This is a genomic window from Micromonospora sp. CB01531, assembly GCF_001905095.1.
Taxonomy (GTDB): Bacteria; Actinomycetota; Actinomycetes; order Mycobacteriales; family Micromonosporaceae; genus Micromonospora.
Window position 1 is genome coordinate 1 of sequence record NZ_LWLS01000107.1, and the last position, 26,456, is coordinate 26,456.

Annotated in this window: 17 protein-coding genes and 4 pseudogenes; 7 read left to right on the forward strand and 14 right to left on the reverse strand. The window is 68.0% G+C overall.

What is annotated here, in order from left to right; all coding sequences use genetic code 11:
- Nucleotides 1-515: 515 nt before the first annotated feature.
- The 6 genes and pseudogenes from A6A27_RS33095 to A6A27_RS33120 all read right to left on the reverse strand — a co-directional run bounded on the left by A6A27_RS33095 (nucleotide 516) and on the right by A6A27_RS33120 (nucleotide 6,857).
- Nucleotides 516-1,391, reverse strand: a complete 876-nt coding sequence (locus tag A6A27_RS33095) for an alpha/beta fold hydrolase (protein ID WP_073838599.1) — start codon at nucleotides 1,389-1,391, stop codon at nucleotides 516-518.
- A 116-nt stretch (nucleotides 1,392-1,507) separates the two neighbouring features.
- Nucleotides 1,508-2,512: a zinc-dependent alcohol dehydrogenase family protein gene (locus A6A27_RS33100; protein ID WP_073838600.1), complete on the reverse strand. Its 1,005-nt coding sequence runs from the start codon at nucleotides 2,510-2,512 to the stop codon at nucleotides 1,508-1,510.
- 365 nt (nucleotides 2,513-2,877) lie between these two features.
- Nucleotides 2,878-3,558, reverse strand: coding sequence for a VOC family protein (locus tag A6A27_RS33105; RefSeq protein WP_073838601.1), 681 nt, complete (start codon nucleotides 3,556-3,558; stop codon nucleotides 2,878-2,880).
- Complete coding sequence (locus A6A27_RS47780) at nucleotides 3,533-4,081, reverse strand: zinc ribbon domain-containing protein (protein WP_198940552.1); 549 nt, start codon at nucleotides 4,079-4,081, stop codon at nucleotides 3,533-3,535. The genes A6A27_RS33105 and A6A27_RS47780 overlap by 26 nt, the downstream gene beginning before the upstream one ends.
- Before the next feature lie 146 nt (nucleotides 4,082-4,227).
- Nucleotides 4,228-5,055, reverse strand: a pseudogene (locus A6A27_RS47785) (transposase).
- 1,223 nt (nucleotides 5,056-6,278) lie between these two features.
- The gene (locus tag A6A27_RS33120; protein WP_073838602.1) at nucleotides 6,279-6,857 is read right to left on the reverse strand and encodes a TetR/AcrR family transcriptional regulator; all 579 of its coding nucleotides are present in this window, start codon (nucleotides 6,855-6,857) and stop codon (nucleotides 6,279-6,281) included.
- Nucleotides 6,858-6,999: 142 nt separating this feature from the next.
- Between A6A27_RS33120 and A6A27_RS33125 the strand changes: the two genes are divergently transcribed.
- Both A6A27_RS33125 and A6A27_RS33135 read left to right on the forward strand, forming a co-directional pair.
- Entirely contained in the window at nucleotides 7,000-8,190 is a 1,191-nt protein-coding gene (locus A6A27_RS33125) for a thiolase family protein (protein ID WP_073838603.1), read from the forward strand.
- Between the two features lie 1,152 nt (nucleotides 8,191-9,342).
- A complete protein-coding gene (locus A6A27_RS33135) occupies nucleotides 9,343-9,615 on the forward strand; it encodes a hypothetical protein (protein WP_073838605.1) in 273 nt (90 codons plus the stop codon).
- A 1,025-nt stretch (nucleotides 9,616-10,640) separates the two neighbouring features.
- On the opposite strand, the gene A6A27_RS33145 is transcribed toward A6A27_RS33135, so the two are convergent.
- The 3 genes from A6A27_RS33145 to A6A27_RS33155 all read right to left on the reverse strand — a co-directional run bounded on the left by A6A27_RS33145 (nucleotide 10,641) and on the right by A6A27_RS33155 (nucleotide 14,012).
- Complete coding sequence (locus tag A6A27_RS33145) at nucleotides 10,641-11,099, reverse strand: hypothetical protein (protein ID WP_073838607.1); 459 nt, start codon at nucleotides 11,097-11,099, stop codon at nucleotides 10,641-10,643.
- Between the two features lie 752 nt (nucleotides 11,100-11,851).
- A complete protein-coding gene (locus A6A27_RS33150) occupies nucleotides 11,852-12,580 on the reverse strand; it encodes an alpha/beta fold hydrolase (RefSeq protein ID WP_073838608.1) in 729 nt (242 codons plus the stop codon).
- A 67-nt stretch (nucleotides 12,581-12,647) separates the two neighbouring features.
- The gene (locus A6A27_RS33155; RefSeq protein WP_073838609.1) at nucleotides 12,648-14,012 is read right to left on the reverse strand and encodes a dihydrolipoyl dehydrogenase family protein; all 1,365 of its coding nucleotides are present in this window, start codon (nucleotides 14,010-14,012) and stop codon (nucleotides 12,648-12,650) included.
- A 330-nt stretch (nucleotides 14,013-14,342) separates the two neighbouring features.
- On the opposite strand from A6A27_RS33155, the gene A6A27_RS33160 reads away from it, so the two are divergent.
- Complete coding sequence (locus A6A27_RS33160; RefSeq protein WP_073838610.1) at nucleotides 14,343-14,690, forward strand: hypothetical protein; 348 nt, start codon at nucleotides 14,343-14,345, stop codon at nucleotides 14,688-14,690.
- Between the two features lie 651 nt (nucleotides 14,691-15,341).
- Here A6A27_RS33160 and A6A27_RS33165 read toward each other — a convergent pair.
- Nucleotides 15,342-16,445: pseudogene (locus tag A6A27_RS33165) on the reverse strand (RNA-guided endonuclease InsQ/TnpB family protein); the annotation flags it as partial.
- Between the two features lie 469 nt (nucleotides 16,446-16,914).
- Between A6A27_RS33165 and A6A27_RS33170 the strand changes: the two are divergent.
- Nucleotides 16,915-17,952 carry a zinc-dependent alcohol dehydrogenase family protein gene (locus A6A27_RS33170; RefSeq protein ID WP_073838612.1) on the forward strand — a complete coding sequence of 346 codons (1,038 nt, stop codon included), beginning with the start codon at nucleotides 16,915-16,917 and terminating at the stop codon, nucleotides 17,950-17,952.
- Nucleotides 17,953-18,159: 207 nt separating this feature from the next.
- On the opposite strand, the pseudogene A6A27_RS33175 reads toward A6A27_RS33170, so the two are convergent.
- Nucleotides 18,160-18,999: pseudogene (locus A6A27_RS33175) on the reverse strand (IS5 family transposase); the annotation flags it as partial.
- Nucleotides 19,000-19,192: 193 nt separating this feature from the next.
- On the opposite strand from A6A27_RS33175, the gene A6A27_RS33180 reads away from it, so the two are divergent.
- Together A6A27_RS33180 and A6A27_RS33185 are read left to right on the forward strand one after the other, a co-directional pair.
- Nucleotides 19,193-19,756 (forward strand): RNA polymerase sigma factor, encoded by a 564-nt coding sequence (locus A6A27_RS33180; protein ID WP_073838613.1) that lies wholly within the window; start codon nucleotides 19,193-19,195, stop codon nucleotides 19,754-19,756.
- Entirely contained in the window at nucleotides 19,741-20,523 is a 783-nt protein-coding gene (locus tag A6A27_RS33185) for a hypothetical protein (RefSeq protein WP_143194290.1), read from the forward strand. Before A6A27_RS33180 ends, A6A27_RS33185 begins: the two co-directional genes overlap by 16 nt.
- 317 nt (nucleotides 20,524-20,840) lie before the next feature.
- Here A6A27_RS33185 and A6A27_RS33190 read toward each other — a convergent pair whose 3' ends face one another.
- Genes A6A27_RS33190 through A6A27_RS33200 form a run of 3 tightly spaced genes read right to left on the reverse strand, consistent with a single transcriptional unit; the run spans nucleotide 20,841 to nucleotide 24,768 of the window.
- Nucleotides 20,841-22,202 carry an 8-oxoguanine deaminase gene (locus tag A6A27_RS33190; protein WP_241825571.1) on the reverse strand — a complete coding sequence of 454 codons (1,362 nt, stop codon included), beginning with the start codon at nucleotides 22,200-22,202 and terminating at the stop codon, nucleotides 20,841-20,843.
- A complete protein-coding gene (locus A6A27_RS33195) occupies nucleotides 22,187-23,866 on the reverse strand; it encodes a class I tRNA ligase family protein (protein ID WP_158074105.1) in 1,680 nt (559 codons plus the stop codon). The genes A6A27_RS33190 and A6A27_RS33195 overlap by 16 nt, the downstream gene beginning before the upstream one ends.
- Nucleotides 23,867-23,916: 50 nt before the next feature.
- Entirely contained in the window at nucleotides 23,917-24,768 is an 852-nt protein-coding gene (locus A6A27_RS33200) for a hypothetical protein (RefSeq protein ID WP_073838616.1), read from the reverse strand.
- A 446-nt stretch (nucleotides 24,769-25,214) separates the two neighbouring features.
- Between A6A27_RS33200 and A6A27_RS47790 the strand changes: the two are divergent.
- A pseudogene (locus tag A6A27_RS47790) lies at nucleotides 25,215-26,227 on the forward strand (transposase).
- The last annotated feature ends 229 nt before the right edge of the window (nucleotides 26,228-26,456 follow it).

A 26,456-nucleotide genomic window follows, 5' to 3' on the forward strand; every position in this document is an offset into this window, starting at 1 on the left:
GTGATCGGCCAGTAACACAACACTCTCTGAGGCAACCACCGCCGGGAGTGGCCCGGTGGCAGGGCGCGGAGCCGACCAGAAGACCCGCCCCAGCGGGCCGGTGGCCGCAAAACGTCAACCCGGCACCACCCACGCGAGTAAGACCGAGACCGCCCCACCGCCAGGCAGGACTGCCCGACCATGTGCTCACTAGAGCGCACTGAGGGGTGACGGGAGACGGTCAGCATCCCGACCGAACACCATTGTGGATCGGATCGCGGCGGCCCGGGAGGAGGAAGGGATGTAGCAGGGGTTCGACGTTGGCATCCGAGCGAACCTGCCGGAACGAGGTGTGGTGCCGCTGCTGCCGAGGCCGCGGAACCGCCACTCACGGGCGACTCATGATCTCCAGCGAGGGGTAGCAGAGAGGCCGGTCGGGGACCTCCCCAACCGGCCTCTCACCTGCGGTTTCTCTTTATGGGCGATACTGGGATTGAACCAGTGACCTCTTCGTCGGTGTGAACAAAGAGGTAGGGTCAAGCCGCGGACAGGAACTCCGTGACGAGCTCGGCGAACTGTCGGGGGTACTGAAAGAGGAACCCGTGCGCGGCGTCGGCGAAGATCCGCAGCCGCGCGTTGGGCAGGTGATCGGCGAGGATCTGCGAGTTGACGGTCGGGATCATCATGTCGTTGTCACCGTTGGCGACGAGCGTGGGCTGGGTGATCCCGGCAAGCCTATTGAGCTGGGTCGGGTCAGGGATCCCCCATTCCACGATCGCGTCGTACTGAGCGCGCGCGACCTCCGGACCATTCGGTTTGTCGGCCCCCTCCATCCGGCCGAAGGCCCGCTGGATGTACTCGCGGCCGAGCGCCCGGCTGGTCTCAGTGACCTCGAAGAAGATGTGGAGCAGGTCCTCGATGCCGTTGTTCGCGTTGTTCGCCGTACGCTCGATGTCGAAGGTCCAGCCGTGCATTTGCTGGCCGCCCCGTGGACCGGTTCCTGCCAGGACGATGCGGCGTACCACCCGTGGCCGCAGCAACGCGAGCTCCTGGGCGACCATGCCACCCAGAGAGTAGCCAAGCACATCGATCCGGCCGATCTCCAACGCGTCAAGAAAGGCGATCGCATCGCGGGCCATCTCGGTGACGGTAGAGGGGACCTTGCCAGAGGAGAGGCCCACGCCTGCATTGTCGAGGAGGATCACTTCACGGTGTCCTGCAATGGTGTCGACGAGCAGCGGGTCCCAGTTGTCGAGATTGCCCCGGAAGTGCTGCAGAAAGAGCAGCGGCGGCCAAGGGGCGTCGCTCCTGCCGAAGCGCCGATAGGCGTACGTGACGCCGTTGGCCGCTTCGACCGTGATGATCGGCGCCGTCAGCTGCGAGAGCTCCACCGCCTGTGTGTCCGTTGCCATTATTTACTCCTTCGCACGTCTATGCGGTTTCCGATGACCTCGCCCCGGTGTTGCGGGATTCGATGGCCTCGACTGTCTTTGCCAGCGCCTTTTCCAATACGCCCTTGCCACTATGCCTACATGGCCGACTCGTTCGGGACGAACAGGATCTTGCCGGTGCGAGCGTTCTTCTGTGCGTGCCGCAGCGCCTTCTGGTGCTGATCCAGCGGGTAGGTCGCCTCGACGACCGCACCGATGGCGCCCTTCTCGACGAGTTCCGACAACTCGGCGTAGACACGCTCGAGGCGCTCCCGTGGTGTGTCCCGAATCCAGTTGAGAATGTAGAACGCGCGAAGAGAGATTCCCCGGTAGATCAGGTCCGCCAGTGGCAGCACGGGAGCCTGACCAGTAACGGCCGCAAAGGTGATCACCGAGCCACCCTCCTGCACCGCGGTCACCAGCTGAGCCACCTGGCCGGGGTCACCCGTGCCCTCGAACAGGACGCGCAGCCTGGCGCCGCGCAGAGACTGCGCGACACGTTCGCCGAGGTCATCGCCATCGAGTACGACGAGGTCGGCGCCGAGCTGTCGGACGTGGTCGGCAGCGTCCTCGCGGCGAACCACCGCCAGCGTCTTGATGCCGGCGCGCTGAGCCAGGGCGATCAGGTAGTGCCCGACGGCCGAGTTGGCGAGGTTCAAGCCGACCCAATCGCCCGGCTGCAGCGGGACGAAGTCGTTCAACAGGGCATATGCAGCGGCCGGGTTGACGGAGAGCATCGCCAGTTGCAGAGGATCGGCCCCCTCGGGGACTGGGATGACGTTCCGCGCCGGCACCACCGTTCTGGTGGCCCAGGTGCCGTAACGGAACGTCGGCAGGATGATCACACGCTGCCCGACCAGTGTGGGATCGACCTGCGACCCGGCCCCGACGATGCGACCCACACCTTCGGCCCCCATTGCTGCGGGGACCTCTGGGTAGACCCCGAACCAGCCAGCCGCGAACAGTAAGTCTGCGCCATTGATCGGCGCCGCCTCGACCTCGATCACGACGTCGTCGACTCCGGGCGAGCCCTCAGGTCCGAGGTCCAGTGAGACGGTGTCGTCGAGATCGCCGCCTACCGCAGTGAGGACTAATTGGCTCATGATGCGTCTCCTTCTCGGTTCGCGCGTTCTCGTAATGGTCGTTCGATTCGTGCCCAACTGGACCGAGCACCCGGAGCCCGGCGGCGTGAGCTGGACGGCCCGGAAGGCCGTTGTCGAAGGCGACGTCAGGTCGAGTCGCCAACCGAGACTCCTTCACCCGGTCGACTTCGACGATGGGTGCCGACATCAGACCCGCCGCTGACAGCGCCCTCCCGACGCCGAGAATCGACCCGCACCCACGGCGAGGCGTCGGCAGGGCGTATGTCGTCTCGGCCACACGCGCCCCATTCCTTGGGTGAAGTGACGTATCGCGAGACGTTCAAAGCGACAGTGCACTGCATCTCATGGGACCGCGGGCTCAGCTCTCACGTCGGCAGCTCCCCGCCGGACTGCTCGGCCACCATGTACGCGGCGTACCACTCCGGCCAGCTCTCGTCGTGCTGCCCGGTGCGCTTTTCGTGCTCGCCATGGGCAGTCGCCGCACGCACCAACGCCTGCTGCAGGTCGTTCGCCGAGGAGTACGAAGTTTCAGTGGCTTCGATGCGGCCGGGCAACCGCGTCGTGACCTCCTGCAGCAGCCAGCCGTTGCCGTCCGGGTCGCTGAACGTGCCGAAGGATCCGTAGCTGGCGTGATCGTCCGCCGGCCCGCCGACCCGACCGCTCGTGCCGTCGGGCCGGAACTGGGCACCCGGCGCCTCGGCGTGGAATACCTCGCTGACCTTTACACCACGGGCTGCGAGCACGTCTCGCGCAGCCTCAATGTCGGAGACGACCAGGTAGAGGCCCTGGGCCGAGCCGGGCATCGCCGTTGTGATGTTCGTGCCGAACTGGATCGAGCAAGGCGAGCCCGGCGGAGTGAACTGGACAACCCGGAAGCCGTTGTCAAAGGCGAAGTCAGCGTCCAGCCTCCACCCGAGGCTCCCGTAGAAGGCCTTCGCACGGTCGACATCCGAAACGGGGATGACGACGACTTCCAGCTTCAAGTCGACCTTCCCAGCGCTCGCGCCGCTGGTCGCGTCGTCACTGGGCACTTCGGGGGTGCTCATGACTGCCTCCTGGATCGTATCGCTGTCGAAGAAGACACTTGCAGCATGGCCGCGGCGTTTGCACCAGTGGGACTCCCTGGTCGGCCCCTGGTGTCCGTACGGAAGGCCTTCGCCTGGTTGCAGCGGGCGCACGACGACGCGGTCGCCTACTGGCGGTGATCCAGTCGACGATGAGGGCCGCATACTTGCTCGCGCCTCCGGCGATTCCACGAAGCGTCCGGTGGCGATCGGCCCGGTCCTGCAGGATCTGCTTCACCCTGTGGTGTGGGGTGTGCAGGGCGATGTCGGGGTCGCCGGCTCGGTGCAGGATGTTGATCGCGGCGTTCACGTCGGCCTGCCACACCACCCCGCGGCGGGTGCAGTGAAACCTGTCCCCGCTGCGTCGGCCGAAGTCGCCGCATTGGTGGCAGGACGCAAACGGTGCGAGCAGATATCGATCTTGCGACGCATCGCTGGGATTCGGTTTGTGTCCGGGGGAATTGACCACTCCCGTGTAGCATCTGTCATACAAACGGGTGCTCATGCGATAAGCCAAGGACCTAACAATCCGTAAACACTACCGGTGGGCGCTTTCCACGAGAACGCCATGGCGCAACAACGCATTCTGCCCACCAGCACTATCGACAGGGCATTCGTCAATTCGCACTGGAGATTGGGGGCTCTTCGAATTTAAGCGGGGTTGAGGTGTCCTCGGTGGTGTCGGGTGGTGGCGGTGCGGGTGCGTAGGCGTTGGTTTTCGGGGTTCCGAAAGCCGTAGGCGTTGCAGGCGATGGTTTTGATCACCCGGTTGGTTCCTTCGGAGCCGGCGTTGGTGATGCCGGTCGTCAGGAACGCCAGGATTTGTGGCCACCAGGTCTCGATCGTGGTGGCGAGCCGGTGCAGTTCGGGCAGGTCAGAGGCGGCGCAGCGGGCGTAGAAGCGGTGCAGCAGCTGGTGGACGTGTTCCCTGTTCGGCTGGGTGCGGGCGACTGCGAGCAGGTCGAGAGGTCGTGCGGCTTACCGCGACGCACCTCGTCGATGCCCAGCACCGCGACCGGCTCCGGCTCGGCCGGCAACACCGCGCTCGCGTGGGCGGTGAACGCGGCAGCGACGACCGGCCAGGAGATGCCGTCGTCCCGGGCGGCCTGCACGATCGTGCGACCCGCGTCGGCGACCGCCGCCCCGGCCGCCTGCCGCAGCCGGCTGGTCAGCCGGGCACGGGCCGGGACCTGCGCGACCTACTCGGTGAACGACTTACGCGGACAGCCTGGCGTCGAGCAGTACCAGCGACGTTTGCGCCAGCGCAGCCGTACCGTCCGGCCTCCGACTGGCAGGTCCCTCGACCGGGTTGTGGTCCACTGCTTCACCTTCAGCGCCCGCTGCCCGCCCGTGCGGGCAGCATCGTGCCTGCTCACAGCCGGTGGACAGGTCCACCACCGGGACGCCGGTGACGTCCACCTCGACCCGCTCAGCGACCAGGCCGTCCAGCCCCAGCAGCCGGGTCGTATCGTTGACCATGCTCGCAGCTCTTCACTTGTGACCATCCGAACTAGACACTCAGATGATCAGTGACGGGCTGCGAGCCCTTCACGCTCGGGTCGACTCACCCGCGAACCCCGCTCAAGTTCGAAGAGCCAGATTGGGTTACGGGCGGACAGATTTCGACGTACCCGAACCGGCTCTGCCACCCGACAGCCTGACGCCACCGGCCCGGCCCGACCCGCCACTCGGCACGGCGTATCATCAACTCGCGCGCGGCGTCGTAGCCGTGGCTGGGTCGGACGACGGTGTCGGCACCGCGTATCGACTGGGAGTCGACCAGCGCGGCCGTCGGCTGCCGGTTCGACCCTCGACCTGTTCGCGGACTTGCTCGCGCAGGCGCTTAGACCCAGTGCCTCCACCAGAGGTTGAAGCCGCCCGCGTCGCGCGACGCGCAGTAGAAGTACTGGTCAGGCGAGCCGTTTGGGTTTCCGTAAGTGTAATTATTCCTATGTTGCGCTTCGCCCAAACACAGGGCGTAGGCCCAAATATCTTCACGAATGATGTCATTGACGTACCCCGCAGCTATTTGCGCTCTGACGGGTGCAGCGGAGGCTGATCCCGGTCCGCCAAGTAGAAGGCTGGACGATACTGCACCCGCTACAACGAAGGGTGCAACAGCGCGAATAACTCTCTTGCTGCCTAACATGATTCTCCTCCACTCGAATCAGAACAATTCATGTTGAATGACGGCGGCCCAACCGGGGCGACAGCAATCGCTATCCCACGACCGTGCATGGGATCAAAGGCACGGACCCTCCGATCCCGCCCTCCTAATTGGATTCCTGTCGCTGGTTGCGCCCGGCGCCCGTCGTCCATGCCCATCACCCCCGGACAAGACGCCGCCCCGCCTGCTATGTCCGGTCCTACAACGGCGCTGCTGGCCACTCGGTTCAGTCAGACAACGAGTGTCCCGGTTCTGGTTGGGGTCGAGGATGTCGTTGAAGATCTTCTACCGGAAATACGAGGGTTTGCGTCACTTTGCGGCGGGCGAGCCGCCGACCATATCACCGCATCGCCGACCAGCGATGTCACGGGGTTCTCAAGCCCTTTCCTGGTACGAGTTGAACCGGCCGGATGCACGCACCGTTGGGGGTGCGCCGACCGGTCAGCTTCTCGGCGACCCCGCCGCACTACGACAGGCCCCTGCTCGGGCTGGACCAGCACGGCGACGAGATCCGAGCCGTTGGCTGAGTGACCGCTCAGCGCGGCGCGGCGGCGGCGAGTAGGTCGTCGACGAACTGGGTCGCAGCGGCGGACGCGGTAGCCGAGTCGGGCCGGGCGGCGCTCGCGTAGAGCCCTTCCACGATCAGCCAGATCCGGTCGCCGAGCTGGCCGGGGTTCGCCACGTCCAGCCGGGCGACGAGGCCGTCGATCTCGGCCCGGCTGTCGCGCAGGTAGTCCCGCGCCACCCGGGCGGGCCCGCCCTCGTCCTCGGGGAACTCGGTGAGGTATATCCGGAACGCGCAGCCGCGGAAGTCCGGCCGGGTGGTACTGGCGGCGATCTCCGCGACGAGCGCGCGCAGCCGTGCGGCCGGGTCGTCCGCCAGGCCCGCTGTGGCCGCCGCCAAGTCCCGGTCCCGCACCGCACGGCAGGCCCGCAGGTACGCGGCCACCAGGTCGTTCTTGCTGGGGAAGTGGGCGTAGAGCAGGCTCTTGCCGCAGCCGGCCGCGTCGATCACCTGGTTCATCCCGACGGCCCGCACACCGTGCCGATAGAACAGTTCGCCGGCCGTGCGCAAAACCCGTTCCCGGCTGCCCGGGGCGGCGGTGCGCGCCATGGGCCCCTCCCTTCACGGTCGCTGTGGCGAGGATAACGGACCGGCTGGTCCGTCAACGATTGACTGGCGCGACCCGGGCGGCGCAGGATCGGACTACTCGGTCCCGGACCAATCGGTCCGGGTCAACTCGCAGGAGGCAGGGATGCGGGACGCGGTCATCGTCGAGGCGGTACGAACCCCCATCGGCAAGGCGAAACGAGGTGCGTATCCCGAGGTCCACCCCGTCGAGCTGCACGCGCACGCGCTGCGCAGCCTCGTCGCCCGGGTCCCCGGCCTCGACCCGGTCGAGATCGACGACATCATCGGCGGCGCCGTCGGCCAGGTCGGCGAGCAGAGCACCAACACCACCCGGCTCGCCGCCCTCGCCGCCGGATTCCCCGAGTCGGTGCCCGGGGTGACCGTCGACCGGCGGTGCGGCAGCAGCCAACAGGCGCTGAGCTTCGCCGCCCAGGGCCTGGTCGCCGGGGCGTACGACATCGTGGTCGCCTCCGGGGTGGAGTCGATGAGCCGGGTGCCGATCGGCAGCGCAGCCGTCGTCGACGGTGCCCGGGCCGATGTCGCCGGGCCGGCAGTGACCGCGCGCTACCCCGGCGGTCTCATCCCGCAGGGTGTCAGCGCGGAGTTGATCGCCCGCAAATGGGACCTGTCCCGCACCCGGCTCGACGAGTACGCCGCTACCAGCCATCAGCGGGCCGCCGAGGCCTGGCGGCAGGGACGGTTCGACAGCCAGGTGGCCCCGCTGCCCGGCGTCGACCTCGCCACTGACGAGACCATCCGGCCTGGGACCACGGTGGAACGGCTCGCCGAGCTGCCGCCGGCCTTCGCCGCCGCGCACTGGACTGCGCGCTTCGGTGAGATCGACTGGAAGGTCACCGCAGGCAACTCCAGCCCGCTCAACGACGGGTCGGCGGCGCTGCTGCTCACCACCAGCGAGACCGCCCGGCGGCGCGGATGGCGCCCCCGGGCCCGGATCCACACCGCGACGGTCGTCGGGGACGACCCGATTTTTATGCTCACCGGCATCATTCCGGCCACCGCCCGGGTGCTCGCCCGGGCCGGCCTCACCCTAGCCGACATCGACGCGTTCGAGGTCAACGAGGCGTTCTCCTCGGTCGTGCTCGCCTGGCTCGCGGAGACCGGCGCTGACCCGGCGAAGGTGAACATCGACGGCGGGGCCATCGCCATCGGCCACCCGCTCGGGGCCAGCGGCGCCCGCCTCGCCACCACCCTGCTGCACGCCCTCGAACGCACTGGCGGCCGGTACGGGCTGCAGACCATGTGCGAGGCCGGCGGCACCGCCAACGCCACGATCATCGAGCGCCTCGACAGCTGACGGCCGGCCGGCCCGGCGAGCGGGCCGGCACGTCTCGTCCCGGCCCGCTGGCGGTGTCCCGCCCGTGCGCTCAGTCCGCGACGCCGCTGAAGGCCACGCCAGTTGGCCCACACCCATTCCCATTGCCGGCCGTCGTCGCGCATGAGAACGTCCGTGTCTCCGAGCCGGCCTGCATGGCATCTTGCCAACCGGCGGGCAGGGATCAATGGGCAGCTACTGCATCAGGCACCGGACCTCGATCCGTGCCCCGGGTACTTCGCCCTGGCGAACCGTACGTTTGCTGGCCTCCAGATGGTCGACATCGTCATCAGCGGCCTGCCCAGGGCCACGCCATGGGCAGGCCCCGAGGCGGCCGGCACCGTGATCGTGATGTCGGTAACGGCGTCGAGCATGCGCAGCCCCCGCACGGCGCCCGGGATGTCCCAGGCGGCACCAGAGGACCATGCCGTGGGGTCAGTCCCGGTGGACGGCGCGGCCGATCGCCGCGCCCACCCCGCCGATCCGATCGGCCAGCAGACCGAGCGCGCCCACCGCCCGAGACGACCCGATCACCGGCCTCGAGGTGGCCTGTTGGCCGTCCGGCGACCTCGCGCCCGCCGCGTCGCTGCCCAGCAGAATGCGACTGGCTCAGGAGCATGGACTGAGCCGGACCAACGTCTGGCAGGCCATCTCCCTATTCCGGTTGGAAGGGCTCCTGATCGTCCAGTCCCCGCACCTTCGTCCGCGTGCCGGGGTCACCGTAGGTGCGGGAGGCGAACTGTCCGGCGCTGGTGTAGCCGGTGGCGGGTGACATACCTGTGCATGCCGTCGAGGGTTGTCGGGTATCCGGCGTTGTCGTCGCCGGTGGTGACCGTCTCCGCTGGTAGCCCACTCTTGGCGGAATGCGTTCAGGACCCTCTGTTGGCCCACTCCCGGGTCGGCTTCCCTGAGCGGCTCAGTCGCCCCCTCGTGGTCATGGTGACGGCCTGCTGAACGCGTAGGTTCCGCAACTCGCCGGCAGTGCGCGAGCTCACCCGAATCGCCAGGCGGCCGGGTGAACATCGGTCTGCGGGGGCGCGTCGATCCGGGTATGAACTCGTTGCCCACTGCCATCCCGCCCACGCCGGCCGGGCGCGCCGATCAACCCGCCGGCCAGCCCGACGGAGCCCGGCGATGAGCCGGTGGATCCGCTCGTTGTGGCAGGCACTGGCCGTCCTCGGGGACGACCTTCCGGCGTTAAACTTCCTGTACCCGATCGACTACCGCTATCTGAGCGATCGTCTGTACCGCACGCCCGAGCAGCGACAGCGCGAGTTCCGGTTCGACACCACCGACGTCGAGGCGGTTCGGGCCGCCTTTCGGCTGATCGTTGAGCGAGAGTGGGGCCAGGCCGCGTTCGGGGACAGCGTCACTCCCCCGCCGTGCCCGCATCCTGACGCCGGCTGAGGCACCCCATGGGCTGAGGGAGGGTCCGGTCGAATGGCCGACCGGGCGGCGCAGCCATTCGGCGGGGAGGGGTGAGCGGGGTGAGGAGCGCCCCTCCGCCTCGTTCCCGGCTCGCCGCCGGGTCTGCTCGACCTGGATCGGCCGTGTCGGGAGACGGCTACGAACCGGTGTACGACAGCGCTGCCGCTCTCGCCGGAACCTGGGCCGGCTCCGGCCGGGCAGTCCGCGCCGACCGCCGACGCCGCGGTGGCAGGCTACGGCTCCCGGCCGGGACGGCCCCGCACGCCGTTCGGGTGTGCGGGGCCCGGCTCATGTCAGACTCCGAGGCCAGCCACCTGGCCAGGTACGCGACGTACCAGTACGGCCAGTCCGCATCCTCGCGGCCGAGTTCCCGCTCGTGCTGGCCGTGGGCGGCCGCGGCTCGCAACGCCTGCTCGAGCTCAGCCACCGATCCGTACACGACGTGGTTGGTCCGTCCCGGGATGCGCGGTCACCTCCTGCAGCAGGAACCCGTTGCCGTCCGGGTCCGCGAACGCCAGGGAGGAGCCGCGCGACCGCCGGTCCGGGTGCGGGCCAGGCACCTGGGCCTCGGTGCCGGCGTGGTGGAACACTCCGCCGGAGTCGTGGAAGATTTCGCTCGCCTCGAGGCCGCGGCCGACCAGTTCGTCTCCGCCGACGCGTTCGTCGAGAGCAGCTGCCGTGAGTTGGCCGGCAGCGGCGACCCGATCCGCACCCGGACGGCCTCCAGGCCGGATGAGCTCATCCCGCAGGAGCGGCAGATCGCTAGGCGCGCCCGTGACGGCCAGTCGAATATGGAAATCGACGCGGAGCTGTTCCTCAGCCCCGCACGGTCCAATGGCACCTGCGCAAAGTGTTGCCAAGAGGCAACGGGCAGCGCCAACCGCCGCACGCTGCGCGGTGCCCTGCCCGGCGGCGGGCCGCTCGCCTTTCCGGCTGAGCCGACGCGGCTCTGCCGGGCGCCCGGCACGACGGCAACCGCGCGTACCGGCCCGGATCCGGGCGGGTCACCCGGTAGGCAGCGGGTTGTTGCGGGCCTCGACGACCTTGACCGAGTTAGCCAGCGCCTTCGCCAGAACCCCTTTGGCGACGGTACCCAGCAGGAACCCGATCACCCGCCCCTTGGCGTTCTTGCCCTCCCGCACCACCACGACATCCACATCCGTCGTCCCGTGGGGGTTCCGAGTGATGGTGTACGTGTGTCCCGACGCACCGCCCCAGAGGTTCGAGTCGATCGTCCTCATGACCACTCGGCGCGGATCCGACCAGTCGTACCGCAGCCGTTCCCAGGCGCTACCGGTGCCCTCGGTGACATCCGCAAACGTCGGGCCCTGCTCGTGCACCCTCAGGAACTCGTCCGAGGTGGCGCTGAACAGCTTCGATCGGCCCGGCCCGAAGTCGGTCAACGCGGCCAGGAACTGCTCCGGCGTCGCGGTGGTGGTCTCGTGAAGGTGAATCGTGGCCATGATCTGCTCCTTGTGAACTACTTTTGACTGCGTGCAGCCTCCCCGTCGGGGCGGCCGGTCAACCGAGGTGCACGACCCTGGTCGTCGGACCTGAGACCCCGGCCAGGCCGCGACGCACGCCCGGGTGGTGCTTCCTGGCGGGGCGAGTGGGCGGCCAGGGGCACGTCGCTGCGCAGCGGCTCATCGGTGCTGCCCTCCGGTCCGGCGGCGACGGTCGGACGCCGCCGGTTGGCGGCGCGGACGGTGCGCGGGCTCGGCGGCGATGGTCGTCCGGATGGACCGCAAGGCGTAGTAGGCCCGTCGTGGACACGCTCGAAGCCAACGTCGTCGTCACCCCCACCGCCTCCAAGACCAGCCGGGTGGGACCGGTCGAAGACCGGCCCCACCCGGCACACCTCACGCCCCGCCAGGCAAGGCAGGGCACCCTCCCCCACCCGGCCCCACAGCCTGGCGGGCAAGCGTCCGGCGCACCACGCACCAACGGACCGGAGGCTGCCCCGCGCAGCCCACCGACACCAGGGCGTGAACACGATCAGCACACCCACCACCGGCCACCGGCCACCGGCCGAGAGGAGCCGCACTGGGCGCCGGATTCCATCTCCACGCCCACGCCTCCCCACGCTGGAAAACGATCCCGGAACCCAAGTCGACTCAGGATCGCCACGCTGACCAGAGACGCTGTCTCGCGGGCCATCTGTTCGGTTAGGTGGGACTTTTGCCGTGAGTGGTGCGGTGGTGTGAACGAGGACCGTTTAAGCGCGCGCGACGGCGACGGCCCGCAGGATCGCCCCGGCGACCGGGCCGGGCTGGGTGACCGGCAGGGCGTGTCCGGCACCAGGGATCTCGGTCAGCTCCTTGCCCCCGGCGCGCTCACCCATCCAGCGCAGTGCGGCGGCCGGAATGTTGCGGTCGGCACTGCCCCAGACGAACCAGCTGGGCAGCCGCCGCCAGGCGGGCTCGTCGCCGGTGAGGCCCTCGTTAAGCGCCGCCTCGGTGATCGGCCGTTGGGTGACAGCCATCAGCGCGGCCTCGCCCGGGTCGGCGTCTGCCGCGAACTGCTGCGGGAACTTCGCCGGATCGATGTAGAGTTCGCCACCACCGCCGGTCAGCGCGCGGGGCACGACGGCGTCACCCAGCGTGCTGCCCGGGAACTGGTTCGACAGCGCCAGCGCGGTCTCGCCGATCTCCGGAGCGAACGCGGCCACGTAGACCAGGGCCCGGACGGCAGGCTCGCCCGCGGCGGCCTGGGTGATGACCTGACCGCCGTACGAGTGGCCGACCAGGACCGCGGAGCGGCCGAGGGACGCGACGACGTCCCGGACGTACTCGGCGTCGGTGCGGACGCTGCGCAGCGGGTTGGCGACCGCCACCGCGGTGACACCCTCGGCGGCGAGGCGCTCGATCACGCCGTTCCAGCTGGACGACTCGGCGAACGCGCCGTGGACGAGAACAACGACCGGCTCGCGGACGACATCGGACATAATTTCCTCCTGAGGGGTTGGGTTCGGTAGGGGTTCGTGAGTAAAGGCCCACCGGCTTCGCGGCCGTCTATATGCCGAGGGCGTTGAACAGGGCGAGCCAGATCTCGCTGCGGGTCGGGAACGGCGGGATCGCGTGGCGCAGTCGGCGGACCGGTACCTCCCCGACGATCGCGATGGTCGCCGCCTGCAGGAACTCGGCCACTGCGGTGCCCACGACGGTCACACCGACCAACACGTCGCGCCGTTCGTCGACGAGGAAGCGTGCCGTGCCACGGTCGCCACCGGTGAACGACGCCCCGGCGTTGCCGTCGGTCGGCACGTCGACGATGCGTACCTGCAACCCGGCCGCGGCCGCGCTGGCGCTAGTGTGACCCACCGCGGCGACCTGCGGGTCGGTAAAGATCACGCGCGGCGCGCCCGGCCCGTCGGCGAGGTGCTCCGCCGTCATGTCGCCGCCGAGTACGGCAGTGGCGGCGATCGCGGCCTGGTACTTCGCCATGTGGGTGAACAGGGTCCGCCCGTTGAGATCGCCCACGACGTACAGCCAATCCAGGCCGGGCACCCGCATCCGGTCATCCACCTTGACGAAGCCCTCGGCCGCGACACCGACGCGGTCCAGGCCAAGGCCGGCAGTCTGCGGCGTACGCCCCGCCGCCACCAGGACCTCCTCGGCGGTGACCGGGCCACCGTCGTCGAGCGTCACGTACACCAGGTCACCGTCGCGGCGTACGGCCGTGGCCTGCCGCCCCCTGCGGATCTCCACGCCCGCGTCGACCAGGGCCGCGGTGACCTGCTCGCGGACAAAGTCCTCCTCGCGGGGCAGCAGCCCGGGCGAACCCTCGACCAGGGTCACCCGGGTGCCCAGCGACGCATATGCCTGGCTCATCTCGACGCCCACCACCCCGCCCCCGACAATGACCAGCGACTCGGGGATCTCCTTGGCCGTGGTGGCCTCGCGGTTGGTCCATGGCTTCGACTCGGCGAGGCCGTCGATATCCGGCAAGGTCGCGGTAGTGCCGGCGGCCAGGATCACCGCCCGCCGGGCCCACAGCGTCTCGCCGCCAACCTCGATCTGCTTCTCGCCGGTCAGCCGGCCCCAGCCGCGCACGAGAGTGATACCACGATCGGTGAGCCAGGGCAGCTGGCCGGCGTCGTCGAGGCCGCCGATCAGCTCGTCACGGCGTCGCAGCACGGCGTCCCGGTCGAGCCTTCCGGTCACTGCCTCGGCGACGCCGGGCACCCGCCGCGCCTCGGCGAGCAACTCGCCGGGGCGCAGCAGTGCCTTCGACGGCATGCACGCGTAGTACGCGCACTCGCCGCCGACCTTGTCGGCCTCGACGATCGCCACGGAGAGGCCAGCCTCGGCCAGACGTCCTGCGGCCACTTCGCCGCCGGGCCCGGCGCCGACCACCACAACATCAAACGTCCGCATGCGAACAGCCTGGCGGGCGGATGCCGGAGTCGCCCCAGGGTGCACCACTGGTGGCGCCGCACCAGTGCCCTGGCCGACCCCTGCTCGCGGCCCTACGCGACCTGGCATCTCCCGTTTCCGGTGCTCCCGGCTCGGGTGACCCCATGCCGGACCAGACGGTGACGAGTTCGGCAACGTGGGCGGTCGCCGTCCCAAGGCGTCGAACGAGTGCTGGACCAGCTGTTGCAGTTCCGCCCGCCGGCGCGCGGTCGCCGATTCCGGGCGGCCGCGCCATTCGTAATAGCCGGAGCGGGACACATCCAGCCATCGGCGCATCTGGCTGATCGAGGGGTGACCTCACCACAGACCTACCTCACCGAGGCGGAACGCCTCGTGGCCGCCCCCGCCTGCGGAACCCGGGGACTGTGGCCGCGCGCCTGCGCCTGGCTGCCGCAGCTGGCCCTCGAGTCGGCGCTCGGCCAGTACTGGGCAGACACCGCACCCGCCGTCGCGGCCTGCCGCAGCCGCCGCTCCCAGATCCTCATGCTCAGCCGCTACCTCGGCGCCACCGGCGCCCGCCGTGTGGCGATGCTGTGGTGGTCGCTGTCGCGAGCCGGGCACCACCGCAGCTACGAACTCGCGCTGACCGGCGGCGAGCTGAAGCACCTGCACGCCGGGGCTCGTGAGGTCGTGAGGTAGGCGCGATGGCACAGTGGAGGGCCCACCGCGGCGCTGACCGGCGACTCGGTCACGCTCACCTGGCCGCAGCTCGCGCAGCTCATCGGCGGCGCTTAAGACGTTGGATCGTCGTTGTCCCCATCGCCCGCTGTAAGGGCGCCGCCGGTACGCCGAACTCGTCGAGGTCGAACAGGATCGATTCGGTAAGGCCGGGGTCGGTCGAGACAACGACGTCGCCGTGCAAAGTTGTTCAGCTGCAGGGCGACCACACCGTTGGACATCGTCGTTGCGACCAGATTCCCCTCTGGGCCGGGGACGCTTCAGACGGGGTCGCCATCCGAGTCCTGGATGTACCGAACGATATCGAGGTCATCGCCAAAGTGATTGGTCGTCGACCCGGTGGCGACGGGGCGACAGTCCACTCTCCGCTGATGAGCGACTCTTCGGTTGTCGTTCGGAACCGGCGTTCCGGGTCAGGGTCCAGCGACGGCGCGCGTCGCGCCCCTGCGCGCCGCGTGAATCAAGCGACCAAAGACCGTTGGAACGACTTGACATCCTCCCGGCCCTGAAGGGCCGGTTTTCCACGGTCGCCCGTGAGGTTTCCTGTTTCATCGCCGACTGCCTTTCCGGGAGGATTTTCCCTTGGGGTCTTACGTCAGCTCCGCAGGCGTTTTATTTCTCCGCCAGCCCGGCGGCGAGAATGTTGCGAGCAGCGTTGATGTCCCGGTCGTGCTCGGCCCCGCAGCCCGGGCACGTCCAGGAGCGGACGTTGAGGGCGAGGGTGGTGTTGATCCGTCCGCACCCGGAGCAGGTCTTGGACGTGGGCAGCCACCGGTGGACGGGGATCACTTCACGCCCGTACCAGGTGGCCTTGTACTCCAGCATGTTGCGGAACTGGCCCCAGGCCGCGTCGGAGATGACGCGGGCCAGGCGGCGGTTGCGGAGCATGTTCCGCACGCTGAGGTCTTCGATCGCGACCGTTTGAGTCTCACGGACGAGTCGGGTGGTCAGCTTGTGCAGGTGGTCCCGCCGCCGGTCGGCGATACGGGCGTGGATGCGGGCCACCGTCATTCGGGCCTTGGCCCGGTTGTTGGAGCCCTTCTGTTTGCGGGCCAGGTTCCGCTGCGCCTTGGCAAGCTTGCGCCGGTCGGCCTGCCCGTAACGCGGGTTGGCCACCGTGCCCTGCTCGTCGCTCACCCCTGGGATCGGGTGGGACAGGGTGAGCAGGCTGGTGATGCCCGCGTCCACACCAACCTCGGCCGCAACCGGCGGCAGCGGCCTCACGGTCTGGTCCTCCACCAGCAGGGATACGAACCAGCGGCTGGCAGCGTCCCGGGACACCGTGACCGTGGAGGGCTCCGCCCCGGCGGGCAGGGGCCGCGACCACACGATGTTCAGCGGGCTGTTCATCTTGGCCAGGGTGAGCTGCCCGTCACGCCAGCGGAACGCGGAGCGGGTGTATTCGGCCGACGCCCGCGACTTGCGCTTGGACTTGAACCTCGGGTACCGGGCTCGCTTGTCCCAGAACGCCACGAACCCGGCCTGCAGATGCCGCAGCGTCTGCTGCAACGGCACCGACGACACCTCGTTCAGGAACGCCAGGTCATCGGTGCGCTTCCACTCGGTCAGCCACGCCGACGATTGCACATAGGTGGTGCGTTGCCGGTCAACCGCCCACGCCCGGGTCCGCGCCTCCAACGCCCGGTTGTACACCAGACGCACACACCCGAACGTGCGGGACAACTGTTCGGCCTGCTCAGGAGACGGATAAAAGCGGTACTTGTACGCCCCGCTTCACCACCTCACCCACGCCTCACACCCTACCAACCGTCCATGTAAGACGATCACCGAGGGGAGGGAGCGGCGTTTCCTCCCGGCCCTGAACGGCCGGGTTTCCACGCCGCAAATCCGATGAACCACTGACCCAAGCCGCACGTAGTAGTCCACCGACAGGCCGCTGAGTAGGGCGATCTCCTCACGGCGCAGTCCCGGGACCTGCCGGTTCCCGCCGTAGACCGGCAGGCCGGCAGCTTCCGGGGTGAGCCGGGGCGGCTTACCAGGAAAGTCGCGGACCTGGGCGCGGATGTTGGTCGGAGCGGCCATGACCTCGACGGTACGTGCGCGCCGCCGGAGGAGGGAGGTACGCCTCACCACCAGGCACTCTCCCGCGCCCGGAAGAGAGGGGCCTGTTGCTGGGGCAAGCGCACGAACGCCGTGAACGCCACGGTCAGGAGGGAAGGAACCCATGCGAGCAACGCTGATCTACGGCGCCGGTGACGTCCGGGTCGAGGAGGTACCGGACCCAGTCCTGAAGCAGCCGACCGACGCGCTGGTGCGGGTCACGACCGCCTGCATCTGCGGCACCGACCTGCATCCCTACCGCTGGATGTCCCCGGCGGACGGGCCGGCGCGTATCGGTCACGAGTTCATCGGGGTCGTCGAGCACATCGGTTCCGAGGTCACCACGGTCCGTAAGGGCGACCTGGTTGTGGCGCCGTTCGCCTACTCCGACGGGACCTGCGAGTACTGCCGGGAGGGTCTGCAGACCTCGTGCCCGCACGGCGGGTTCTGGGCCACTGGTGACGTCGACGGCGGCCAGGGCGAGGCGGTCCGCGTGCCTCTGGCCGACGGCACGCTCGTCAAGCTGCCCGTCGCCGCGGATTCCGCGCTCATTCCCTCGCTGCTGACGCTGTCGGACGTGTTCGGCACCGGCTACCATGCCGCGGTCAAGGGCGGCGTCAACGCGCGCACCGCCGTCACCGTGATCGGTGACGGCGCGGTCGGGCTGCTCGCGGTGCTGTCGGCCAAGCGCCTCGGCGCGGAGCAGATCATTCTGATGGGCCGCCACAAGGCGCGCACGGACCTGGGTCGGGAGTTCGGCGCGACCGATGTCGTCGCCGAGCGCGGCGAGGAAGGCATCGCGAAGGTCCGCGACCTGACCGGCGGCCGGGGCACCCACGTGGTGCTCGAAGCGGTCGGGCACATGCACGCCTACGAGCAGGCCGTCGGCGTCGTGCGGCCCGGGGGCGTGATCAGCCGGGTCGGCATCCCGCAGTACGAGCATGCTCCCGTCGGGTTCGCCAGCCTGTTCGGCGGCAACATCACTCTCACCGGTGGCCCCGCTCCGGCCCGCGCCTACATCAGCGAGCTGCTGCCCGATGTCCTCGACGGGAAGATCGAGCCGGGGAAGGTGTTCGACCGGACCGTCGACCTCGACGGGGTGCCGGACGGGTACCGCGCGATGGACGCTCGCGAGGCCCTCAAGGTCCTCGTCAAGCCCTGACCGCATCTGAGGGCAGCGGCGGCCGGTATGAGCACCATTGCCGGCCGCCGCTGCCTGCAGGCCGAACGGAGCGAGCCAGTCTCCTGGTAAGCGGCTTGGCGGTCGACCGGTGTCCAGCGTGGCTGTGACCGCCTCGTGCTCGAACTGCCGGCGACGGATGGCCGCCGCTGGCGTCCATCGCCCGGTAGCACGCCTCGTCGACGACCTCGCCCAGGCGTCGATGTGACTCACGGCCCCGGCGGGGCGTTTGAGTTGGTTGAGGCCGCATTCCACGGTGTGCCGCGATCGGTAGTGGGCGGGGTCGAAGGCGGGCGGCCGTCCGCCTTTGGATCTCTTGGCCTTACGGTGGGCGTCTTGGTCGGCCTTGCTCGGGATGCAGACCCGGATCTTTCGGCGGCGGGCATACCCGCGGTTGCCGCGGCTGGTGTACGCCTTGTCGTGAAGGACCAGGTCGGGACGTGTGCGGGGTCGGCCGCCGCCGACCGGTACACCTTGATCCGCTGCAGCACGGTGCTGAACTGTGGGCTGTCTCCGCGCTGCCCAGCGGTGATCACCACGGCGAGGGTCTTGCGGCCCTGCTCGCAGGCCAGGTGCGTTTGGTGGTGAACCGGCCCCGGAGCGGCCCAGCCCGTGATCGGCAGGCTGGGTGGCAAGGCCGCCCGGCGGTTCTTTCTGCAGGTGGCCGTCTCGGCGGGCGCCCGCCGCGTGCTGGTGGGCGCGGCTGATCGTGGAGTCGACGCTCACCGTCCAGTCGATCTTTCCGGCCGCGTCTGCCCTGGCCTGCAACCCTGCCAGGACCTTCGCCGAGGTGCCGTCACGCTGCCAGCGCCGGAACCAGCGACACAAGGTCTGCCAGGGCGCATACACCTCGGGCACATCCCGCCGCGGCGTCCCGGTCCGGACCCGCCACCGGATCCCGTCGATGGTCTGCCGTTTCGTCCAACGCGGCGGACGCCCCGGGCCCGGCTCCGCAGGCAGGACGGGCCGCAGCCCTGCCCACTGAGCGTCGGTGAGATCGTGGCGCCTCGCTGCCGCTACCCTGGGCACGAGGTCTCCGGTCGGTCTTCGGTTTGCTTGGTCGCTAACCGATCTACCGGGGACCTCCTCTCTTATCGATCACCGCCACGCCGGCTCTTCTCACCACCCAGCAGGCCCCTACGAAACACGGGCTGGATCCTGGGTGTGACAGCCTCCGCCGAGCCGGACAGGTAGGGGGCATGTATCACCTTGGAGTACCCGAATGAGAGGACCCGGCGGGGCTCGCGAGGAGCGCTTCCGTTCCCTGCACCGCGACACGTACGCCGACCTGCTGCGCTTCGTCGAGCGGCGGGTGCCGCCCGGCGAGGCGGAGGACGTCGTGTCGACCGTCTATCTGACGGCCTGGCGGCGCTTCGACGACCTGCCGGACGACGCCCGGCCGTGGCTGTTCGCGGTGGCCCGCAACACCATGGCCAACCAGACCCGAAGCTGGTTACGGCGCCGGGCGCTGGACGTTCGGCTGGAGTCGCTCGGCGCGTCCGAGCGGGGCGACGACGCCGCGGGCGCTGCGGTGCGGATCGACCTGGAGCGCGCCTGGCGCGCGCTGAGCGCGGCCGACCGCGAGGTGCTGGCCCTGGTCGCGTTTGACGGCCTGACGGCCGAGCAGGCCGCCACCGTCCTGGGCTGCCGGCGGTCGACCTTCGCCATGCGGCTCGGCCGGGCGCGCCGGCGGCTGCGCTCCGCCCTGGAGCCCCCCGAATCGGGCACCCGCCCCCTTTCTCGCCCGTACTCGCTTAAGGAGCAGCAGTCATGGACGCAAGCATGAAGGACCTGGACATGAAGAACCTCGAATCGCTGGCCGTGCTGGACCCGGCGCGGGGGCGGGAGCCCACCGACATGGAGTGGACGCGCTCGCGGGCGTTCGTGGACCGGGTGATCGCCGGCGAGGTCACCCGGCGGGCGGCCCACCGGCCCGTGCGCCGCTGGCTGGCCGTTGGTGCCGCCGCGGTGGCGGCGGGCGCTGTCGGGGCCGTGGCCGTGCCGGCACTGCTGCCCGGCACGGCCGAGCGGGCGGTCGCGTCCTGGACGGCGGTGCCCAGCTCGCGCACCGGCGAGCAGGTGCTGCCGCAGGCGCGGGCGTGCGCCGCGAGCGACGTCGGGGCCCGCTCGTCGTCGCCACACCCGGACGACGTGCTCCTCGCCGAGCAGCGCGGGGTCGCGACGCTGCTCATCGTGCGCAAGGCCGGCACGGTCGTCGAGTGCCTGAGTGTGGGCGATGACCAGTTCGCCGCGATGGGCCTGCTCGACGACGGCCCGCTGCCGGCACAGCCGGCCGGCACGGTGACTCTGGAGACGATGAGCTCCCTGGGTAGCGGCGAGGGCATGATGTCGAACATCGTCGGCCTGGTGGGCCCGGGCGTCACCGGCGTCGAGATCCGCCTCGACAACGGCCGGGTCATGCAGGCCAGCGTGGAGGCCGGCTGGTGGGCGGCTTGGTGGCCGGGGCCCGAGGGCGGCGAGGTCGACCGCCTCACCGTGATCGTGCACACGGCGGACGGCATGACCAGCCACCGCCCCTCGGAGCTGCCGTAGGACGGAATCCGTCGGGGCGGCCGGTGTCCTCGGGGCACCGGCCGCCGCGGCGTCGGCACCGTACCGATCGAGCGGGGTTCCGGCAAGACCGGCTCGAAGCACCACGTCGTCACTGACGGCGCGGGCATGGTACTCGCTGCATGGCGCGCTTACAGCTGCAGTTAAGCGACACACTCACCTCCAGGTCAGCTGGGCGTACGAAAGACCGAGGCGAGTTGCCGATCACGCGGACGATGGCTGCCACGTTGTCGCTTGACCGTCGCGGTGGCGTCCGACTGCAGCCGGTGGGCATCGTCGGTGTTGGCGGCGGTTAGACGCTATCCGTGCAGGCGTAGGGCCATTTGCTCCACCTGCCGAACGATGTCGTCCTCGGTCTGTGTCACCAGGCGGCCTGCCGAAACGATCGGTTCTCCGCCAACGAGCAACAGCTCCAACGTCGCCGGAGGGCCGAGGACGAGGGCCGCCACCGGGTCACGCATGCCGGCATGGCCGAGGTCGCCAAGCCACCACAATGCAATGTCGGCTAGCTTTCCCGGCTCAAGGGATCCGAGGTCGCCATGGCGGCCCAAGCACGAGGCGCCGCCAAGGGTCGCGAGCCTCAACGCAGTTGCTGGACGGAGGGCTGAAGGCCCATCGCGGAGGCGGGACAAGTAGAGTGCCTGTTTCATCTCGGCTGCTAATTGTCCTGCTTCCTGTGATGCGGCGCCGTCAACGCCAAGACCGACGGTTACTCCGGCTGCAAGCAGGTCGGAGACAGGGGCTATTCCGTCGCCAAGTCGGGCATTCGAACTGGGGCAGTGGGCTACCGAGGTTCGGGTTCGCGAGAGGCGGCCTATCTCGCTTTTGCCAAGTTGTACACAGTGCGCAAGCCAGGTGTCGTTTCCCAGCCAACCAAGTTCGTCGAGATATTCTACGGAGCTTCGCCCAAAACGAGCGACGACCAAGGCTTCGTCCTCGCGCTCCTCAGCTATGTGGGTATGCAGTCGAACACCCTTCGCGCGCGCCAGCTCTGCTGTCTCAGTCATCAGTTGCTGTGACGCAGCGAGTGGTCCGAGTGGTCCTACTCCGATTTGTATCTTGGAATTCGGGGAGGGATCATGAAAGCGGTCGATCGCACCTTCTATTGCGATTAGCACAGTGTCGAGATCCTCGGTCAGTTCATCCGGAGGTAGCCCTCCCCGGCTACGACCTATGTCCATGCACCCACGCACGGCATGGAGGCGCACACCGATATGTCGGGCGGCTTCTATAGTTGAATGCAGCATGTTTTCGCTGCGGGATGGAAAGATGTAGTGATGGTCGGCCGTCGTCGTGCAGCCGGAGAGGGCGAGCATCGCCAATGCGGCTCGTGCGGCCGCAAAGACCATGTCGGAATCCAGCCTCGTCCACAACGGCCACAGTTCGTTCACCCACTCCAGCAATCCTGAGTTCTGACCGTGACCACGTGTCAGCCATTGGTAGAGATGGTGATGGGTATTGATTAAACCGGGTGTTGCGAGACAGCCTGACGCATTGATCAGCCGACCGTTGAGATCTTGAGGAGCTCCCGACCCGACTGCGCGAATCCGATCGTTTTCGAGGACGATATAGCCACTGTCGATGACCGAGTCACTGGCGTCGACCGTGGCGATGGCACAACCGTAAATGATGGTCCTCGAGGTCATCACCAGTTGTCCCATGATTGGACTGCTATGGCCCGCGGTTGTCGCCAGAAAGCCTGAAGCTGCTCGATTTTCAGGGGCACATGAGGCTCGAGGAGCTGGAAGCCATCATCCAAGGCAGCCAGGTTGGCGCCTGCTCGGCCCAGCGCTGCGGCCAAACCTTCAGCAGTGTCGGGCAGAATAGCGTGCGCGAGCCGGCAGAAAGCGCCTAGGGCGCCCAACTCGTATGCTCTGGCAGTGGTCAGAGTATCCGTTGCGCCTGGTGCGTCGACGAGATAGCTCTGAGATTTGCCGAAGGAAGACGCTAGCCGCACCAACTCAATTAGTGCACGCATAGTTAGCTCAGGTGCGAAAGACCCCGCTTCGAGTCCCGACGCGCCGTAGGCGACAATCTGGTTGACTTGGACTGCGAATCTTTCGTGGTCGGGCGTCGCCTGTGTCTCGGGCGGAACAACGCCTCCGCAGTCTCGTGTCACCGCCAATTGCAGATGGTCGAGCCAGCCCTGCCACTCCATGCCGAGAATTTGATCACGAAATCGTTCGAATTCCCCTATCGTGAAATTTGTCCGCTCTGTAGCCGGCCGTCGATAAGCGAGAAAGGCGCGCACGGCTGTACGGTCTTGCCGGCCCAGGAATTCTCCTCCCCAAATGGCATGACGCCTGGTCGTGGAGAATTTTCTCCCGTCCAGTCGGAGGAACTCGTTGGCTACAAGGCGGCTGGGTGGACGCAGGCCGAGCGCCAGCCAAATGGCCGGAAAAACCACCGACAGAAAGTAGCTGTTGTCGAACCCGAAGCAGGCGATGATCTCGCTATAACTATTCCAACGCATGCACAGGTCGTTCAGAGTCCGGGGCGCGCCATGCTCCCCCTTCTCGCTTTGCGCCATCGCCGCAGAAACCATGAAGTATATTGCGCAATCGAGCCCCATTGTGATGCGCTGATCCGCCCATCCAGGGATGTCAGGCGAGACGCCAGCCGTATCCGGATGTGTGATTGGTAGTTCCGGTAGACCCTCAGCTGCCATACGAATGCAGAGCGCCCGCATATGTGCAGGCATCTGTACATCCTGCCAATACTCAAGGAGCTGGCCGCCGAGAAGCGAGGTGGGCAATGTTAGTCGCCGTCCCGTCCTTAGTGTTGCAGGTGCACCGCACAGCGCACATCGCGGATGCCGGACCAACACGCAGTCAATTGGCCGTCCGCACTCCTCGCACACGTTGCCGGCCGCGCTGGAACCACAATACGGGCACCTGCCGACAATGAATGCCTCGTACAGGTAGCGCTCATCCGTCTCGCAATATGGCAACTCCTGTTCGGTCATCGCTATCACACCGCGATCTACCAGCAGGCGAAGCGCTTGGCGCATCATCTTCTGCACCAGAAGGGAGCGGGAGGGGCGCAGGAAAAAATCCGGTGCCATGCCAGCCAGACGGAGGGTTTCCTCGATTTTGTCCGCCGATTCGGCCGCAACGCTCTGTGTGGACCTGCGGTCGCGGACCGCCTGTAGGTCGATATAGCTCTGGAAATCGTCCGAACCGGTGACAAAATCAACGTGGGTGCCCGCTGTCTGCAATCGTCGTCGCAGGACGTCTGCTGACAGGAATGGCCCTCCGAGGTGGCCGAGATGCAGATCGCCATTCGGCGTCGGGTGCGGTATTGCGATCAATACTCGCTTGCTCACTGTCAACCACCCCTGTTGGTGTTCGCCTGGGCGCCTCGCCGCAAGCGGTGTCATGCCGTGCGGATCATTGGCTCGAGCGCGGCGGTGGCGATATCTCCAAGAATTTCCGGCATCGATCGCTCGCAGGCCACCACATCAGGCCGCCACAAGGCCTGCGGCTTTTCCGCCTCACTGGGGGTCATTGGCACATAAAGAGTCTGAGCAGCAAGATCCTGCCTGATGGCATGCAGTCTTCGGAATAACTGCAGCACCACCAAATCGTACGGAACCTGGGCACGCAGGGTCATGAAATAGGCGTCGTACAAGACGCGCAGAGTGCTGAGTTGCCCGACCATTCCGTGCCCTGCCGTGCTCTGCAGCAGCGACGGTGCCGAAGGCACGAGTTTTGCCGCGATGCCCTCATGAATGTGCCTGTTGAGCCTGCATTCCCGCAGCAGCGCTACAGCAGCATCTCCGCCGTGTACGGATTCACGGCCACGCAGCAGCGCTCGGACGTTGCCGTAGTCGCGTGCCCAGGCTCCGCTGAATGCCGGATGCTGGCGCGCCATGCTGGGCCTGATGACTTTGTGATAGACCTCCCGCGGGCACGAGCCGGCGTAGAGCAACATTGCCGAGTAGCCCCGAACAAGGCAACGCTCTCGATGTAGATCTTGCTCGCGGCCGTCGGCATCAACTGCTCTTTTGGACAAGGCACGTGCGAGCAGCTGCCAGAGTATGAACGTGGTCTGATGCCCAACTATCCACCGGAACCAAAATACTTGCTCCAATGAATCAATGGATTCCTGTGCCCCGATGTTGCCAGGCGCATGGCCGGTCAGCAGCCGCTGGCGGCTGGACTCCAGCGCGGCACCGTGCATTGCGGCACCGCCGGTGACGTCGTCGGCGTCCTGCAGGGCGTCCATGGGCAAGGTAAGCGGTTCCAGCCCGTAGAGATGTCCTCCGAAGTCCCACCATTCAGAATCCGGAAGCCGACCGACGACGTATCCGTCATACGGATTCGACCGGTTCATCGGTCGCCCGATGAACTCGCGTCACCCGCGCGCTTCCTCGTCATCCCTGTTTGGTCACGGAAGCCGTTGGCCCGGCCAGCTTCAGCAACCGGCGGTCCATCGGTCACCAGTGTGGTGTCCACGACTGCGACCCTCCCTCCTGGTTCCGGCGCCCTGGTGAACTAGCCGCCGGTTGCACGCCCGGTTCGTATCGTTAGGGGCGAGGAAGGTCAATCGAACCCGGGGAATACCCTGGCCCGTACCCTGGTCGGCACCTTCTTTAACCCGCGCGTCTCTGCAGGGTGGTAGTCCCTTTATGGACTCTGCGTGTCGTGGAGACGGAAGCCGGCCACTGTTTGATGATCCTTCGGTTCCCTGGCAAGGACGCGAAGGACTGGACGGTGGCCGTGGCCGCGGCTGCCCGCGTTGGAGGCCGGGGCGGCGGCACGATTGTGGGCTACCTGCCTGGGCTGGTGTTACTCGACACGCCCGCGAGTGATGCGGCGGCGGTGTTGGCGGGCTTTCGCTGGGACTTCTATCAGCGCCTGGTGCGCCGGGCGGACGCGTTGTTCGAGCTGACCGATACGGCCCTGTGCACCGGCGGGCCGGCGCACAGCCTGGTCGACCTGTCGCTTGCGGCGGAGCACCGGCGTGGTCACGGCGCCCTGTACGACGGGCTGAACAGTGGCCGCATCGACATCGGTCGGCTGCGGGTGAGGCTGGCCGGCCTGCCGCTACCGCGCACCGCGGACGGGCGGATCGTGCTCGCGCGCGACGTCACCAACTGGCTGCGCCCGGACGCGTCAACCTCGGCGGACCGGCTGTGCTGCCACGTCTACGGCCGGGCGAAGGTCAGGCCCAGATGATTCCCGGATGGCCGTACTCGATGGTTGCCGCGCTGGAGTCCGGCCGCACCTCGTTGACGGCGATCCTGGACGCACAACGGCTCACCCGGGCCGAGGACGCCACCGCCGTGACCGCCACCCAGCTACGCGACGTCGTCAACCGCCTCATCGTCGCAGGGCACTGGCGCCACGATGGTCCTGAGATCCTGATCGTCGCCGACACCGGGCTACGACATCACCCGGCTGACGTTCGACCGGCCGCCCACCCAAACACGGACCCAAGATTCCGCCTGGACGACCCCGACACCTGGCCTGCGCCGCAACACCACCACACCCACCAGCCGTTACGGCACCGAGCAAGCCTGCAGCTGGGACCGGCTGCACCCGAGGGTCGGGTGGCGTCGCCGTGCCGCAACTGGGGATGCGGCAGGCACTCCGCCCGCGCCGGGTCAGTGTCTGCACCAGTTGTTCATCTCACCGTTTCCGGCGTCGGTGAGCCCCCGTGGCGTTCTCTACGTTGTGACTAACAGGTGTCCGCTGCCTGTCCTGGGCTGCCTGCCAGCTGAGGGCGCAGCGGGCGCGGACCTGCATCCGCTCGGGAAGGGAACCTTGTGAAGGCAGGAAGGCAGGATCATTGATCCGGACTGGGAGCGCAGTCTGTTCTCGACCCGGGCGCGCAGCTTGTTGTTCTGGTGCTGTTCCCGATGCACAGTGACCAAGCGCTGTCCCTTGATAACGAAACGCCTACATGTGGGG

Bases quoted from the DNA above. Each gene is read 5' to 3' on its own strand.
- A6A27_RS33180 (WP_073838613.1), top strand. From the start codon at position 19,193: ATGAGAGGACCCGGCGGGGCTCGCGAGGAGCGCTTCCGTTCCCTGCAC.
- A6A27_RS33145 (WP_073838607.1), bottom strand. From the start codon at position 11,099: ATGGCCACGATTCACCTTCACGAGACCACCACCGCGACGCCGGAGCAG.
- A6A27_RS33150 (WP_073838608.1), bottom strand. From the start codon at position 12,580: ATGTCCGATGTCGTCCGCGAGCCGGTCGTTGTTCTCGTCCACGGCGCG.
- A6A27_RS33190 (WP_241825571.1), bottom strand. From the start codon at position 22,202: ATGGGACAACTGGTGATGACCTCGAGGACCATCATTTACGGTTGTGCC.
- A6A27_RS33100 (WP_073838600.1), bottom strand. From the start codon at position 2,512: ATGAGCCAATTAGTCCTCACTGCGGTAGGCGGCGATCTCGACGACACC.
- A6A27_RS33170 (WP_073838612.1), top strand. From the start codon at position 16,915: ATGCGAGCAACGCTGATCTACGGCGCCGGTGACGTCCGGGTCGAGGAG.
- A6A27_RS47780 (WP_198940552.1), bottom strand. From the start codon at position 4,081: ATGAGCACCCGTTTGTATGACAGATGCTACACGGGAGTGGTCAATTCC.
- A6A27_RS33200 (WP_073838616.1), bottom strand. From the start codon at position 24,768: ATGGACGCCCTGCAGGACGCCGACGACGTCACCGGCGGTGCCGCAATG.
- A6A27_RS33120 (WP_073838602.1), bottom strand. From the start codon at position 6,857: ATGGCGCGCACCGCCGCCCCGGGCAGCCGGGAACGGGTTTTGCGCACG.
- A6A27_RS33135 (WP_073838605.1), top strand. From the start codon at position 9,343: ATGAGCCGGTGGATCCGCTCGTTGTGGCAGGCACTGGCCGTCCTCGGG.
- A6A27_RS33155 (WP_073838609.1), bottom strand. From the start codon at position 14,012: ATGCGGACGTTTGATGTTGTGGTGGTCGGCGCCGGGCCCGGCGGCGAA.
- A6A27_RS33185 (WP_143194290.1), top strand. From the start codon at position 19,741: ATGGACGCAAGCATGAAGGACCTGGACATGAAGAACCTCGAATCGCTG.
- A6A27_RS33125 (WP_073838603.1), top strand. From the start codon at position 7,000: ATGCGGGACGCGGTCATCGTCGAGGCGGTACGAACCCCCATCGGCAAG.
- A6A27_RS33105 (WP_073838601.1), bottom strand. From the start codon at position 3,558: ATGAGCACCCCCGAAGTGCCCAGTGACGACGCGACCAGCGGCGCGAGC.
- A6A27_RS33095 (WP_073838599.1), bottom strand. From the start codon at position 1,391: ATGGCAACGGACACACAGGCGGTGGAGCTCTCGCAGCTGACGGCGCCG.